General features: G+C 49.8%; 21 protein-coding genes and 1 pseudogene. 16 read left to right on the top strand and 6 right to left on the bottom strand.

All coding sequences use genetic code 11. From position 1 onward, the window contains the following. Positions 1-100: 100 nt before the first annotated feature. From SK32_RS01120 to SK32_RS01095, 6 genes and pseudogenes are all read right to left on the bottom strand, one after another. On the bottom strand, positions 101-2,077 hold the full coding sequence (locus SK32_RS01120; RefSeq protein WP_048211034.1) for a hypothetical protein: 1,977 nt from the start codon (positions 2,075-2,077) through the stop codon (positions 101-103). Beyond that, the gene (locus tag SK32_RS01115) at positions 2,077-3,297 is read right to left on the bottom strand and encodes a phage DNA ejection protein (protein WP_197081305.1); all 1,221 of its coding nucleotides are present in this window, start codon (positions 3,295-3,297) and stop codon (positions 2,077-2,079) included. Before SK32_RS01115 ends, SK32_RS01120 begins: the two co-directional genes overlap by 1 nt. Continuing rightward, positions 3,297-3,962, bottom strand: coding sequence for a hypothetical protein (locus SK32_RS01110; RefSeq protein ID WP_048211033.1), 666 nt, complete (start codon positions 3,960-3,962; stop codon positions 3,297-3,299). Before SK32_RS01110 ends, SK32_RS01115 begins: the two co-directional genes overlap by 1 nt. Then, positions 3,946-4,338: a hypothetical protein gene (locus tag SK32_RS01105; RefSeq protein WP_048211032.1), complete on the bottom strand. Its 393-nt coding sequence runs from the start codon at positions 4,336-4,338 to the stop codon at positions 3,946-3,948. Before SK32_RS01105 ends, SK32_RS01110 begins: the two co-directional genes overlap by 17 nt. Before the next feature lie 2 nt (positions 4,339-4,340). Continuing rightward, positions 4,341-5,189, bottom strand: a complete 849-nt coding sequence (locus tag SK32_RS01100) for a tail needle knob protein (RefSeq protein ID WP_048211031.1) — start codon at positions 5,187-5,189, stop codon at positions 4,341-4,343. Then, a pseudogene (locus tag SK32_RS01095) lies at positions 5,189-6,118 on the bottom strand (packaged DNA stabilization protein); the annotation flags it as partial. The gene SK32_RS01100 and the pseudogene SK32_RS01095, both read right to left, overlap by 1 nt. A 64-nt stretch (positions 6,119-6,182) precedes the next feature. On the opposite strand from SK32_RS01095, the gene SK32_RS01085 reads away from it, so the two are divergent. The 16 genes from SK32_RS01085 (at position 6,183) to SK32_RS01010 (ending at position 14,093) form a co-directional block, all read left to right on the top strand. Next, a protein-coding gene (locus tag SK32_RS01085; protein WP_087770335.1) for an IS3 family transposase occupies positions 6,183-7,330 on the top strand; the annotation gives its coding sequence in 2 pieces (ribosomal slippage) (positions 6,183-6,420 and positions 6,420-7,330; 1,149 coding nt in all). A 43-nt stretch (positions 7,331-7,373) separates the two neighbouring features. Then, complete coding sequence (locus tag SK32_RS26175) at positions 7,374-7,532, top strand: hypothetical protein (RefSeq protein WP_197081304.1); 159 nt, start codon at positions 7,374-7,376, stop codon at positions 7,530-7,532. Then, complete coding sequence (gene kil, locus SK32_RS01080) at positions 7,529-7,663, top strand: host cell division inhibitory peptide Kil (protein WP_048211030.1); 135 nt, start codon at positions 7,529-7,531, stop codon at positions 7,661-7,663. The genes SK32_RS26175 and kil overlap by 4 nt, the downstream gene beginning before the upstream one ends. Positions 7,664-7,665: 2 nt before the next feature. Continuing rightward, positions 7,666-7,968 (top strand): hypothetical protein, encoded by a 303-nt coding sequence (locus SK32_RS01075; protein WP_048211029.1) that lies wholly within the window; start codon positions 7,666-7,668, stop codon positions 7,966-7,968. An 81-nt stretch (positions 7,969-8,049) separates the two neighbouring features. Further along, on the top strand, positions 8,050-9,021 hold the full coding sequence (locus SK32_RS01070) for a coiled-coil domain-containing protein (RefSeq protein WP_048211028.1): 972 nt from the start codon (positions 8,050-8,052) through the stop codon (positions 9,019-9,021). A 7-nt stretch (positions 9,022-9,028) separates the two neighbouring features. After that, the gene (locus SK32_RS01065) at positions 9,029-9,226 is read left to right on the top strand and encodes a hypothetical protein (RefSeq protein ID WP_048211027.1); all 198 of its coding nucleotides are present in this window, start codon (positions 9,029-9,031) and stop codon (positions 9,224-9,226) included. Continuing rightward, positions 9,223-9,381, top strand: a complete 159-nt coding sequence (locus SK32_RS26170) for a hypothetical protein (RefSeq protein ID WP_197081303.1) — start codon at positions 9,223-9,225, stop codon at positions 9,379-9,381. The genes SK32_RS01065 and SK32_RS26170 overlap by 4 nt, the downstream gene beginning before the upstream one ends. After that, entirely contained in the window at positions 9,378-10,103 is a 726-nt protein-coding gene (locus SK32_RS01060) for a Rad52/Rad22 family DNA repair protein (RefSeq protein WP_048211026.1), read from the top strand. Before SK32_RS26170 ends, SK32_RS01060 begins: the two co-directional genes overlap by 4 nt. 321 nt (positions 10,104-10,424) lie before the next feature. Then, entirely contained in the window at positions 10,425-10,883 is a 459-nt protein-coding gene (locus SK32_RS26350; protein WP_048211024.1) for a hypothetical protein, read from the top strand. Further along, positions 10,880-11,431 (top strand): phage N-6-adenine-methyltransferase, encoded by a 552-nt coding sequence (locus tag SK32_RS01045; protein WP_048211023.1) that lies wholly within the window; start codon positions 10,880-10,882, stop codon positions 11,429-11,431. The genes SK32_RS26350 and SK32_RS01045 overlap by 4 nt, the downstream gene beginning before the upstream one ends. A gap of 97 nt (positions 11,432-11,528) precedes the next feature. Beyond that, positions 11,529-11,801 carry a DUF5405 family protein gene (locus tag SK32_RS01040; RefSeq protein WP_048211022.1) on the top strand — a complete coding sequence of 91 codons (273 nt, stop codon included), beginning with the start codon at positions 11,529-11,531 and terminating at the stop codon, positions 11,799-11,801. After that, the gene (locus SK32_RS01035) at positions 11,798-12,013 is read left to right on the top strand and encodes a TraR/DksA family transcriptional regulator (RefSeq protein WP_048211021.1); all 216 of its coding nucleotides are present in this window, start codon (positions 11,798-11,800) and stop codon (positions 12,011-12,013) included. The genes SK32_RS01040 and SK32_RS01035 overlap by 4 nt, the downstream gene beginning before the upstream one ends. Then, positions 12,013-12,525, top strand: a complete 513-nt coding sequence (locus SK32_RS01030) for a class I SAM-dependent methyltransferase (RefSeq protein WP_048211020.1) — start codon at positions 12,013-12,015, stop codon at positions 12,523-12,525. Before SK32_RS01035 ends, SK32_RS01030 begins: the two co-directional genes overlap by 1 nt. After that, a complete protein-coding gene (locus SK32_RS01025; RefSeq protein ID WP_048211019.1) occupies positions 12,488-12,727 on the top strand; it encodes a DUF4222 domain-containing protein in 240 nt (79 codons plus the stop codon). Before SK32_RS01030 ends, SK32_RS01025 begins: the two co-directional genes overlap by 38 nt. A gap of 200 nt (positions 12,728-12,927) precedes the next feature. Next, entirely contained in the window at positions 12,928-13,755 is an 828-nt protein-coding gene (locus SK32_RS01015; protein WP_048211017.1) for an SPFH domain-containing protein, read from the top strand. A 137-nt stretch (positions 13,756-13,892) separates the two neighbouring features. Further along, entirely contained in the window at positions 13,893-14,093 is a 201-nt protein-coding gene (locus tag SK32_RS01010) for a helix-turn-helix transcriptional regulator (protein ID WP_048211016.1), read from the top strand. Positions 14,094-14,384 lie beyond the last annotated feature (291 nt).

Here is a 14,384-nt window from a genome sequence, read left to right as displayed (position 1 = left end):
GTTAAGGTAGGTTATAGTTGTTTAAAAGACAGGAGGATTTATGGAAAGAGACTTGTTGAACTTTGCTTTATTGCTTTGCGGGATCGTTGTTGGCAAGTTGCTATTCGCTTAACGCCTCTGATTTCGAGCCCTGAGCAAATGAGTTAACAGCCCGCTCGACATCGGATAACGCCTTCTCAAATGCTGTTGAACCACGTGGAGTGTTAGCCAGGCGAAGCATTGCGTTTCGCGCCGGTTCGCTCTCATACATTCTCGCCAGCAATCCATACCCACCACCAACTCCAACGAGTGCCGGGTTAGTTGCAGATCCGATACCTAAAATGAATGGTATTGTTTGCTGACCAGTTGGGGTGGTTACTCCAGCCTGACCTGCTCGCTTGGTTGATTCCAGATAGTTTTTCAGACCTTTCAGATATGCAGCATCTCGACCTTTAAAGGTAATTCCTGTCTGGTTGGACATCATGTTTACCTGGCGAAGAAACTGGTCAGGAGAACCTCCAGATTTCTCCATAGCCTTTCCGATAATTCCGTTACGCATTTGAGCGCGACCTACCTGGCCAACTGACCGATACAGGTTTTGAACCTCAGACTTGTTCTTGCTGAACAGCATGTTGTTGACCACTTCAGGGGTTAGGTCTCCTTTCTGAAGAACTGTCTTCAGCCTGGTGTTTTTAAGCTTGTCAGCTTCATTAGCCCAAATTGCGTCAGCTTGTTTTAGCTTGTTTACTGTCTCATTACCAAGTGACTGTCCTACAGCCTGATGCATATCCTGAGTTAGAGCATTGTAGACACGGTTAACTGCAGCCTCTGACTTGTTCATGAACTTAACACGCTCACCCTTGACATCCTGCCTAAACTGAGTTCTGAGGTCTCTAAGCAGCCTGAAATCCACATTTCCGCTATCGAGCTCATTGCGATACGCCTGCAATTTAGAAATAGTTTCAGCGTCGGATACGGTTCCAAGGCGCTGCATATTTGCTAACTCGTCATCAATCTGCTGAATTGCCCTGGATGGCTGCACATTAAGATTACCAATTTGGCTTTCGACATTTTGAATGCGACTCCCTGCCGCATGCCTAATTCCTGATGCTTTTGATTTCAGGCTGCCAACCACAATAGACGGATCGTATTCACCAAAGCGTGATGCAAACTCATCAACCAACTGACTACGGGCTTCTTGCTGGTTAGCTCGCATAGTGCTTGTGCCAGCAAATGGGATGTTTTCAGCTGTAGTTTGAGCCATGCGGCCGACGCGTGAATTTGGCTGCAAAACGTCAGTAGTATGTAGCGGTACATCAGCAGCGTTAGCGAACTGAATGGCCTGCTGCGCTTCTGGTGCGATCGTCCCGCGCACGCCACGATAAGCAGCGCCAGCAGCACGACCTAACTGGTTAATAGCGCCACCCAATACAACACCGGTACCAAGATCTGTAGCCAGCGCTTCTGGATTATCACGTTCACTATTTGCAGCAAGTGAACCAACGGCGTTTTCAGCCAGTAACCGTGATGCACCTTGAGCTACGCGCCCAGCAATCGACGGAGCCTGAGCCGCCAATCTCTCAGCACCAACAGGAGTCAAATATGGCAGCGCTTCAGATAAAATTTTACCTTCTGTAGTCTGGGGAGTAAGCGTACCCTGTTGCAATCCAAAGTCCTGCTCAAGCCCTTGTGTAGTGACACGAGGCGCTGGGTGATAAGTACCGTCACCAATACCAAGCTTCTGACCAGCCCATGCCCCAGCGCTGGCTACCGCATCAGCCATTGATGCCGGGATATTTGCCAGATTAACGCCAGCCTGTAGCAATCCACGGCCTGTTTCTGCGGCCGCATTGCCAAGGTCAGATATGAAGCCACCTTGTTGCTGTTGCTGAGCAGGTTCTTTTTGCTGTTGTGCTGGCTGTTGAGTCGTTGGAGGTGGATAAGCAGCATAGAAAGCCTGTTTAGCCTGTTCCGCATCGTTTCCGGCTTGCGGAGCTACTACTTCATTGAAGTATTGCTCCTGAGCCTGTGCTTTCTGCTCTGGTGCTAATGCCTGGTACTGTTGAGAGGCAATAACGTCTTTCCATGCCTTAGCCATTAATCACCCCATAAAGACTGGTAGCCATTTTGCTGTTGTGGTTGTTGCGCTGCCGGTGCTACCGGCTCCTGGTAGTCAAACTGCTTCTTCACAGTCCCCAGTTTGCTTTCTAACTGAGTGCGAATTTTACCTATTGACGATCTAAACGCGTCCTCGCTCATCTTTGGACTAAGAGCGCCAACAGCATCAGATAATTTTTTACCTTCAGCGTCAGACAATGCACCCATGCCTTTTAGGCTTGCTACCATAGGTAAGAACGTCTGCGCCTTGAAGGTATCAAGACGGGCCTCGAAGTTTGCAGCATCAGAACCTGGTACCGTTGGAAAGGCAGATCTGACCCCTACCGCCTTTGACAATCCTGGGCTTTTTTCAATCTCACCAAGAGAATCAAGCGCCGTACTGAACGTATCAACCGCACCCTGCGCAGCAGCCTGTCTGTCAGATTTTGCTATTTCTGCCTTCTGGCGAACATCGGCCTGCTTCTGCTTCAGCTCGTCCAGTTTTATCTGGTTGGTTTCTCTTGCGATTTGACGATCAAGAACCTTATCCTGAAGTTCTGCTCTCTGAATCTCACGGGAAAGCGCGGCGTTCTGAGCGCTGATGTTTTGCCCGCGGACGGTGATATCCTGACCGCGTTGCTGAAGAGCTTCACCAGCCTGATTGCTGCGGATTGTCTCATCAATCTTCTGCTGATTCTGCTGAGTCTCGAATTGCTTATCCATGGGCAGAGTAGCCAGTCGAGTTGCATTGAGGAGGCTATTAAAACGCTGCGGGTCTTGTTGATACAACTGTGCGGCCTGTTCCTGAGAAACGCCGAGACTTGATAGAGCAGGGCCGTTTTTCTGGATAGCTGACTGCACTGCCTGAGGGTTGCCACTTGCGGCAGCAACAGAAAGGTCATTCAATGCACCATGAACAAATGACGCGTGCTCAGCGCTCTGGATGCCGATTTCCTGCTGAATGTTCTGTGCAAACTCCGGAAACTGCCGACGCAGCGCTGGCAACTGATCTGGTGTTGCGCTCTCAATTGCAGCATAGAAATCCTGACGTCGCTGATTGTCTCTCTGTGCTTGCTGGTTTTGCATTTGCGAAGTGATGACTTGCTGCTGCCCAATGCGATTCTGCGTTTCCTGAAGAGCCTCCCTGCGGAAGTCTGGTATCATGGTGTCGTAATAGTTGATAGGAGCTCCAAGCCCCTGCAATCCACCAAATTGAGCCATCAGAACAACCCTCCACCCATCATTCCGCCAAACATGCCAGTAAACTGGTTAACATCAGACGCTGCACCGTTATTAATGCTGCTGTTTGCGCTGGCTGCCACTTGCCAAGGAAGAGCGGCCTTTCCTGCCATGATCTGGCCTTTCTGCTGGTACATACCAGCCATGTTGTTACCCTGACCAATGGCGTAGTTGCCGAGCGCGTTTGCCGCCTCAGCCCCAAATCCTGACAGTCCCATCAGCTGTGCATACATGTTCTGTTGCTGGTTTGTCATATCAGCAAGATAGTTTTGCCCGAGGGTTGGGGCGATAGACGCCAGCATATTACCAGTTGCTGTTGAACCAAGTCCGCCTGTAGCTTCTGCTGCATTCAGACCGCTATAGCGAGCCTGATCATTCAGCATCTGATACTCTCTGGAATTAAAATAATCAGACAGGAGTTTGTTTCTGTCTATCGGCTGTCCGGCAATGGCCTGCAATCCGGCCAGACCAGTACGACCCGCACTTTCATAAGGAGTCATCCATTCGACAGCATCTGCATATCCCTGTCTCGCCTGGTCCATGGCTCTGTCCTGATACTTCTGCTGCTGCTTGGCTGCTTTATTGGCTCCAATACCGCCAATCACACCAGATACAGCACCGCCGATACCACTAATTGCACCGCCCATGATATTCTCCCGGCTCGCGCCACATAATAAAAAAGGCGCTTTCGCGCCCGTCGGTAGTTGTTAATGTTTCTGTTGTTCGTCCACCGAATCCCATTCGCCTGGCGTAGTTGCACACCTTCGGTCGGTCCGTGAGAATGACGGCGCGCAGCCGGTTCATTCCGAACAGTTTCAGAATGTCCGCGCCAGCATCACGGCACTCACTCCATCGCCTCTTATCCATCGCGATATGAATATCGAAATACCCATGCTGTGGAACCAGAGCAAACACACAGCATCCATTCCAGAGGAAATAATCTGCCCCCGGATCAACCCACGATTCCACACCCCACAGGCGCATTAATCCCTGACCGGTGAGAGCATCAATTTTTGTGATCATGATTACTGTTCCGCTATTATCTTGATGGTCGTAGCAGTGAATGCCGCGCCGTTTGCCTGAATAGTGATAGTGCTACCGTTTGTGGCAAGGAATCCGCCTTGATCGACGCTGAAGAACGTTGCTAAGAGAATGTTGTCCGTTGTCGTGGCGGCGTTACGGCTGGCTACCAGCGTGTCAGGTACAGCACCGGAGAAGGTAAGTTGCATTGACCGGTTTGTCGTGCCACCAGGGTAACTGCCGATCATCGACAGCTTAAAGTTAAGCGTCTTGTTCTCGTTAAAAACTGTCAGCTTGTCTGTGGTTGTGTTGAAGAACGGGGTTAATGTTCCTGATGATGGAGTCAATGCCTTGAGCATCGTGATCAGGTTTGTTGGGGTTGTAGGTATTGCCTGAGATATGCCAGTGTAAACAACCTCAGATTTCTTGCGAGTCGTGGCATACTCAAGAGCATCAATGCGAGTTTCATGATCAGAGACCTGTATTTCAAGACTGTCTACACGGGCATCAAGCGATGATATATCGCTTTCATTCTGGGTAATCCTCGCCTCATGGTCTGCGAGAGTAACCTCTGCGGCACTAATCCGAGTTTCATGATCGGCTAGCGTGACTTCTGCTGCTGATATGCGCTGCTCGTGGTTTTCCAGGGTAACGTCCTGCTCATCGTTTTTAACCTGCGCATCGTATGCGCCCTGCCCAGCTTCGTTGGCCTTACCTGCAATAGCACCAACATCAGTACCCTGAGCGATGACATAAAGCAGGTATGACTGACTGAAAACATTGCGAGGAAGGATTGAAGCATCAAGACGAGTAGCCTGGATAATGACTGGTGTATTAAGTGACGGATCTGCCATTACTCAATCCTTATCTGACACCCAGATAGAGTTACTGGTGATTTGGTGATTACCCGCATCTTGAAACCAATAATTCGGCGTATGCGTCCAATTCGTTTCCAGATAACTCGCTTGTCATAAACGAATGGCTCGTTCTGTTCAATCATCTGCTCTCGGCCATAGTTAATTCCGTCAGTAGTGGCAGACAGAAACAGGCGATCAGCGTATTGCGCCACACCAGTTGAGGATTCAACCTCAAGATCGAATACGCGGGCATTGTCGGCTTTGAAGAGCGGAGTAAACAGGAGGTGCTCCTGCTGCTTTTCGTACTGGCTGCTGATATCAAACTGCAGTTGGCCTTTAATCGCTTCCAGCTTGTCACCGCATGTGATTTGGTTGCCTTCGTACATGAAGTCGATAGCACGGTATACATCATCGTAAAAACCGGTTTTCAGTACGCACCATTGCGGTCCGTTCTGGCTTGATGATGCGTCGTATACCAGCACATGCCGCGTTAGATGGATTATTAGCAATTCATGAGAGTCGAATCGCAAAGTTTCCATCATGCCATATGCCAATTCATCAGCAGTGTATGAGCGAATAATTTTCTCAATAGTTGCCGTAGCTATTGGGGATGCCTGTCCAGATCCAATCAGGTAAACCGAAGGCGCACCGGTTGCCGGGTGGCTGATAAACGCATATGAGTCAGAGAATGGAGTTTTGCAGTATGTGCCGGCGATCCCCTTCTGCACCATCAGAGATGGCTGCGCCACATAAAGCGCTGCGCCAACTGTAGTTGTCCCTGTCAGAGAAAAATACTCAATGGTTGATGACCCAAAGCAGACGATAAAGTCTCGCCATGTACCTATACCGATAATTCCATCAGGCTGTGATTCAGCTCGATACTCAGCGCTGTACCTGTCAGGATGTGATTCATCTTCAAGATCAGATTGAATCGCCACGGGTTTAACAGACACCTCAGAGTCATTTAAGATGGCTTAAAGAGAGGTGCCCATGAGCGGTAAGCGTTATCCCGAAGAGTTTAAAATTGAAGCAGTCAAACAGGTTGTTGATCGCGGTTATTCTGTTGCCAGCGTTGCAACACGTCTCGATATCACCACCCACAGCCTTTACGCCTGGATAAAGAAGTACGGTCCGGATTCTTCCACTAATAAAGAAGAGTCAGATGCTCAGGCCGAGATCCGCCGTCTCCAGAAAGAGCTGAAGCGGGTTACCGACGAACGGGACATATTAAAAAAAGCCGCGGCGTACTTCGCAAAGCTGTCCGACTGAGGTACGCCTTTATCCGTGACAACACCTGTTGCTGGCCTGTTCGCCTGCTCTGTCGGGTGCTGGATGTTCATCCCAGTGGTTTTTACGCCTGGCTTCAGCAGCCGCATTCACAACGCCATCAGGCAGACCTGAGACTGACAGGACAGATTAAACAGTTCTGGCTGGAATCGGGATGCGTCTATGGTTATCGCAAAATCCATCTGGATCTGCGGGACAGCGGGCAACAGTGCGGAGTGAACAGAGTCTGGCGACTGATGAAACGTGTCGGGATAAAGGCTCAGGTCGGATACCGGAGCCCGCGGGCACGTAAAGGCGAGGCCAGTATCGTGTCGCCCAACAGGCTCCAGCGACAGTTCAACCCGGATGCTCCGGATGAGCGTTGGGTAACGGACATAACCTACATCAGGACCCACGAAGGCTGGCTGTATCTTGCCGTGGTTGTTGATCTGTTCTCACGCAAAATTATCGGCTGGTCCATGCAATCCCGGATGACAAAGGACATTGTCCTGAACGCACTGCTGATGGCTGTATGGCGGCGTAATCCCCAAAAACAGGTGCTGGTTCATTCGGATCAGGGCAGTCAGTACACAAGCCATGAGTGGCAGTCGTTCCTGAAATCACACGGCCTGGAGGGCAGCATGAGCCGTCGCGGTAACTGCCATGATAATGCGGTTGCAGAAAGCTTTTTCCAGTTGTTGAAACGCGAACGGATAAAGAAAAAGATCTACGGAACGCGGGAAGAAGCCCGCAGCGATATTTTTGATTACATCGAAATGTTTTATAACAGTAAGCGTCGGCATGGTTCTAGCGATCAGATGTCACCGACAGAATATGAAAACCAGTATTATCAACGGCTCGGAAGTGTCTAGATTATCCGTGGCGATTCAAAAGTCTGAAACAGGACGAACCATCATGAAAGTAACCCACAACGGCAAGCAGTACCACGCATCAAAACTCAACGACAACGAGTGGCAACTCTCATCAGTCGATAAACCTCGCGAGAAAATCACAATGAACCGCTGGCAGATGCACATTGCCGGGTTATTGCAGCAGGTGGAGGGTAAATCATGATTAATCACAACATGCTCAGAGCGGCGCAGAGCAAAGCGGTAATCGCTCGTTACCTGGGTGATTCGGTTATGTGGATGTCAGCCTACAACGATATGAAGGCGGCAATTGGTTTTCCATGGTACAGGAAGTGAATATGGATCCGTTATATAAATGGCTTGTAAGCGGTGAATATCTTCCTGAGTTCATGCGTGGCTTTCACAGTCAGAAAGATGTGTTCAAAGCCATGCATAACACCATTAAGAACGCCGACGAAAATGGCAACCCGCGTGATGGTCATATTTATGTGGTTGATACATTCCTTTGGTATATGGCCCGCTGCGGATACACGCTGCAAAAATCACGGAAAAAAGTCACTTTCAAAGATATGCAAGATGATATTGACCATTTCAAAAGAGAAATGACAGACGCCTTCTCAAAGATGCTATCTGATAAGTAAATACTAAATTACCCCCCACCCCCCCCCTACTCGTCCGGCTATCGCAGACGGGCAGCGCACAACAAAATTTCAGGAGAGACCATGAGTGAAGCAACGGATCTAGTCGTTATCGAAAAATCGAGTGCAATGGCTGTATTCACCAATAACGAGCAACTCGATCCCATCATTGAAAAAATCGAGAAAGAAGCTCGTAGCCTGGTACCAGATGTCACAACCAAAAAAGGCCGTGATGCTATCGCGTCGATGGCTCACAAGGTTGCGCGCTCCAAAACGTATATCGACAACGCAGGTAAAGACCTGGTAGCTGAACTGAAAGCGCTGCCTAAGCAGATTGATGAGAGCCGTCGAATTGTGCGTGAACGCCTGGACGCGTTGAAAGATGAAGTGCGCCGACCACTAACGGAATGGGAAGCAGAGCAGGAGCGAATTAAGGCAGAGGAAGCCGCCAAGATTAAAGCTGAGGAAGACCGGAAGCAATTCGAATCCGATCATGAAATTGCTTTGCTTATGAACGACGCATTTGACCGTGAATTGGCAGAGAAGAAAGCGGAAGCTGAGCGCCAACGCATTGCCCATGAAGAAGAGTTAAAGCGTCAGGCAGCAGAGCAGGCCAAGCGCGAGGCCGAAGAGAAAGCTGCGGCTGAACTGGCGGCGACGAAGAAACGCGAAGAGGATGCGATTGCAGCAAAAGCTCAGGCTGAATTACTGGCTAAGCAAGCGCAGGAACGCGCAGAGCAGGAAGCTAAATACGCCGCGGCGAAAGCTGAAGCAGAGAAGAAAGCAGCCGTTGAAGCGGAACGGCGTAAAGCTCAGGAAGAAGCTGATCGCATTAAACGTGAAGCTGAACAGAAAGAAGCGGTCCGTTTGGCAGAAGAGAAGCGCATCGCTGACGAAAAGGCAAAGCGAGAAGCAGATGTTAAGCACCGCAAGGCTGTTGGCACTGAAATCGTTAACGCACTCACCGCTAATACCAGCATCTCACGCGCCCAAGCTATCGAAGTCCTGAAGGCGTTGATGGATGGCCTAGTACCGAGAACACAAATTAACTACTGAGGTGCATATGAAACTGAAACTTAAATATGACCACGCTCATGGATATCTGGACAGCCAGCGCAATCAGGTATTGGAGCTTGATGGTGTGACGCTTGATGGGACAGTAGACACACGAGAAGTTCTCCCGCAGTTGGACGGCGCTGTAGTACTCGAATGGCTTACTGAGCAGGGTTATGTAATCACACATCAGGAGCAAGCGGCATGAGCGTTGCAGAGCGATGGGATGATAATGCTTTCATCCGGCTGATGGCTGATGTGATCGGAGACGTGGAAGCAGAAGACGACGAGCCGGTTAACCTGGCTGCTGAGCGACAGAATCCGATTATCAGCATGGCCGAATTTGCGGGGGATTTTACATGAATCTGGATCAGTTAGATGCGCCATTTGCCAGTGAAGATATTGAATGGCGCATTCAGCAGGCGGGGAAAAATAATAACGGCATCTGGGCAAAAGTGCTGGCCTACGTAACCAACAGGGCAATCATGAAGCGCCTTGATGAGGTATGTGGTAAGGCTGGATGGCGTAACGAGTATCGCGATATCCCGAACAATGGAGGGGTTGAGTGCGGTATTTCCATCAAAGTTGATGGCGAGTGGATCACCAAGTGGGACGCAGCCGAAAACACGCAGGTAGAAGCAGTTAAGGGTGGGCGCTCAGGAGCTATGAAGCGGGCAGCTGTCCAGTGGGGTATCGGGCGTTACCTCTACAACCTGGAGGAAGGCTTCGCCATTGTATCGGCACAGCGGGCACCAGGATTCCATTACGCCAAGTCAAAAGAGGCTGGCGTGTTTTACTGGAAACCGCCTTCCCTTCCAGCCTGGGCATTACCTGAAGGATCAGTTGTTCATCAGCCAGAACCGCAGTCACCAGAGCAAATCAACGAGTCAGAACTACCTCAAGACGTGGATGCTGACAAGGTGCTCGCCGATTTCTCCCAATATGCCAGCAAAGAAAACGACGGCGTGAAATTGAAAGCTCGTTATGAAGAAACGTGGAAGTTGTTAAGCGGATTTGCTGAGCATCAGGCTAAATGCAAAGACGTAACCGGCATTCGAATCAGAGAACTAAAACAGGCGGCATAACCGCCTCTCCTATCTAACAGCGGGCGGCATCGCCGTTATCGATATGACTCCTGAAACTATCCTCAGCATTCTGCGCAAGGACGCGCGGAACAATATCACTGCGTTCCACAGATGGAAAACTTCAGTAGGCGCACTAAGCCACTCAGAAGGAATCACCCTCAATTACCACGAGCCATATTACGAGGGGTGGGCTCCTAACTTAGAGATGCAACAAACATTTATCTCAGGCCAGGCGCTGGCTCAGATACAACAACACCTGATTGCTGAGGAATGGGGAAACGGAACGATCGGCGGCTGCGTATATCGCCTTAAGGAGAACCAATGAGCGAACTTTGGCAACCGTGGGAAAACCTGTTCCTGCATGAAGTTGGCAGAACTATGCCGGTATCGGTTATCGCAGAAAAGCTTGAGCGTTCAGAATCGGCAGTCACTCGCCAGGCATCACGTATCGGCGCACCACTTATCAGCAGGATGACCGGCAAGCCATGGACGGCAGCCGAGCTATATCTGTTCGGTCGATTCTCAGTGGAAGAAATAGCAACAGCAACCGGTCGCTCTATTTACTCAGTCAGAAGCAAACGTAACTCACTGGCACGCTCCGGAGGATTAACCATGCGTGAATGGACTGCATGTGAACTGGCCGCACTTATGCGCTACACCAACGCAGAAGTAGCAGAGATTACTGGTAGGAGTATCGAAGAGGTCGGAGATAAACGACTACAGGTGAATATCGAGCGCAATGGCTGGGATGTAAATAACCCTGAGCGGGAGGATGAATGACTGATTATACCGGCAGCAACACGCCAGCAGAACAGCGTGATTTATGGCGAACTCCACCTGCATTGTTCGCTGCACTGGATGCTGAGTTCTGCTTTCAACTTGACGCAGCCGCAGCGCCGCATAACGCGCTGTGCCGTAAGTTCATCACCGCCGAGCAGAACACGCTGGAAACACCGTGGACTGATTACCTGAGCATTCCAGGCTACGTCTGGCTCAATCCACCTTATAGCGACATCACGCCGTTCGTGAAAAAGGCCGCAGACGAGAGCGCCAATCAGATCGGCGCGGTGATGCTGGTACCGGCAGACACTTCGGTTGGCTGGTTCAAAGAGGCAATCAAGACGGCCAGCGAAGTACGCTTCATTACCGCTGGACGGCTGGCATTTATCAACCCGGTCACCGGTAAGCCAGTATCGGGAAATAATAAAGGTTCGATGCTTATCATCTGGCGACCGTACCCGCGTACACACTGCCACTTCGCAACTGTGGAACGGGACGAACTAATGGCTTTTGGAGCTAAACTTCTCGCCCGCCGGGAGGCAGCATGACGCTAACCAAACGAATCACAAGGTCGCTATGTCGGCCTTTTTTATTGCTGGCGTTCACCCTCAACCGAATTAACCGACAGTTCATGGAGCACTAAATATGAGCGAAAAATTACGAATTGAACTTGGCGATATGTACGTCGTCACCGGGTCTGCACATGACCTGATTCTTAACGAGAAGAAGATTTCCAAGGAAGGAAAAAACGCCGGTCAGGAAGTGCTTTCTCGCCTTGGTTACTACAGCAAGTTTGAGCATCTGGTACGAGAACTAATGCACAAAGAAATCCTGGAATCTGAAGCGCAGACACTCACCGAATTACGCGACCACATCTATCAACTCAGCGAGAGGCTGGGTAAGGCTGTTGGACTATGACAGCCGAACTAATCGATCAGGCCAGCGCTCTCGAAGAGATGATGCGCGAAAACGCTATTCAGGCTCACAGACTCAACCACTCAGCAGTATCAGCAACGCACTGTGAGGAATGCGGCGATCCGCTAATTCCTGAGCGTAGAGATGCGTTTCCTGGCTGTAAGAAGTGCGTTAGTTGTCAGGAAGATGAAGAAAAGCGGAATCGGAGGATGTGATGGGACAAGCAATTTTAGACATGTGTTGCGGATCACGCATGTTCTGGTTTGATAAGCAGGACGAGCGCGCCGTTTTTACAGACATTCGCGCCGAGCAACATACTCTTTGCGACGGTCGAAAGTTGGTAATAAGCCCTGACTTGATTGCTGACTTCCGCGCACTGCCATTTGCTGACGACTCTTTCCCGGTCGTTGTGTTTGACCCTCCACACCTGGAGCGAATTGGCGACAACGCCTGGATGGGTAAAAAGTACGGGCGTCTCAACAAGGAAACATGGCGTGATGATTTGGGAGCCGGGTTCAAAGAGGCTTTCCGCGTGTTGTGGCCAAACGGCGTGCTCATCTTCAAATGGAACGAAACGCAGATACCGGTTAGCCAGATTTTAGCGCTCACAGACGTAAGGCCAATTATCGGTCAGCGCACTGGTAAGAGCGACAAGACCCACTGGATTATCTTCATTAAAGGGGAGTCCAATGTTCCAGCTAATTCAACGGGGTCAGATTTACGCTGACCAGCACGGTTGGCCCGTCATCATTCACAGCTGCACATCACAGATAGTCCGCTACTGGAGACAGGGCCGGATCAACATCTCATCAATCGACCGCTTTAATAACGACTTCGAGCACCTCGACCCACACGAGGCGGCACAGATACGTGCAGAACTTGAAACAGCAGAACACTTAAAACGCCTCCGCGCTATGCGGGAGGCATGAGGAGGAGGAATGTCACCTTATTATCGGTACGTGAAAATAGTCTTATCTGTAATTCTCTTTAGTTGTGCATACGGGATATTTATCCCATCACTTATTTCCATGAAAGACAATGCATCGGTTGCGCTTGGGATAATCCTTGCTTTTACCGTTCCCCCTTGCATCTACGCAATTTTAAAATCTCCTAAAAAGAAGGATATATGATGAAGAAGTTAATTATGGCTTTCGTTTTTGCTTTTACAGCGTTTGGACTTGTAGGGTGCGATCGAGTTGAGCCTGGTAATGTAGGAATAAAGGTGAACAAGCTTGGCGACGACAAGGGAGTTGGTGAGGTTGTTGGTGTTGGTCGTTACTGGACCGGATGGAACACAGAGGTTTATATCTTCCCAACGTTCAAGCAGATGAAAACCTATGAAGATGCCTTTAACTTCCAAATGAGTGATGGCACAACGATCGGCTATCACATTGGCGTTGCCTACAAAGTTGACCCAACCAAAGTAACCACAGTCTTTCAAACATACCGTAAAGGGGTTGACGACATCACTGATACAGACCTTCGCCAGAAAATTGCCGACTCACTGAACCGGCTGGCAAGCCGAATGAGTACGGATAAATTTATCGATGGAGGGAAAGCCGATCTTCTCACCAATGCTTTAAAAGAAATTCAGGATGAAATGGGCCCTATCGGCATTCAGGTAGTAAGCCTGTCATATGTTGGCAAGCCAGAGTACCCGCCGACAGTGATTGATAGCATCAACGCAAAAGTTACCGCCAACCAAAAGACTCTTCAACGAGAGCAGGAAGTAAAGCAGCGCGAGGCTGAGGCTAACATGCTTCGTGCGGAAGCTGATGGTCAGGCTGACGCGAAGTTAAAGCTTGCTGAGGCAGAGGCTAAATCAATCAAGATTCGTGGTGATGCGCTGCGTCAGAATCCTGAGGTTATGCAACTCGAGGCTATCAATAAATGGAACGGGACACTTCCCCAGTACATGACTAGCGGATCAAGCACACCATTCATTCAAGTTAAGTAACACACAACTGATAGCCAGTTATGAGCTGGCTATTGGGTGCGAAAGCACTGCCACGTTATCCCCCATTTGCCCTCCATTGTGAGGGCATTCTTTTTGCCTGGCTTCCAGGTTAGATTTCCAAACCGGAGATGAAACCCATGCAACACCAATTACAGCCCGATTCACTGGTTGATCTGAAATTCATCATGGCAGATACTGGTTTCGGAAAGACCTTCATCTATGACCGCATCAAAGACGGCACCCTGCCAAAAAGCAAACTCATCCATGGTCGCGCGCGCTGGCTATATAGTGAACACTGCGAGTTCAAACAAAAGCTCCTGAACCGCCACGATGGGTAAAATTGCGGGTAAAATAAAATCCACTTCTGAAAATTCCCTTTCTATACAATCCCCTGCCATGCCAATTCGATGTATGCAGGGGACACCATTCACATCTAGAACGCAACGCTCTGTTTTATTTCACCATCACGGTACTTGCCATAGCTCCACACAGTTTCTCCCCCGCCGTTTAGCGCCTGAGCATTTCGCGATGCCAGACAGGAGCCAGACCGGTTTGGCAAACCCCGTATTCTGGCATCCCGTTGGACGTTAAGGTTATAATCCTGACAACGATTTTATTGGATCAGATGC

Source organism: Citrobacter sp. MGH100 (assembly GCF_001034465.1).
GTDB classification, from domain to species: domain Bacteria; phylum Pseudomonadota; class Gammaproteobacteria; order Enterobacterales; family Enterobacteriaceae; genus Citrobacter; species Citrobacter youngae.
The sequence above is the reverse complement of the archived record's forward strand: the minus strand, read 5'-3'. Positions and strand labels throughout refer to the sequence as shown.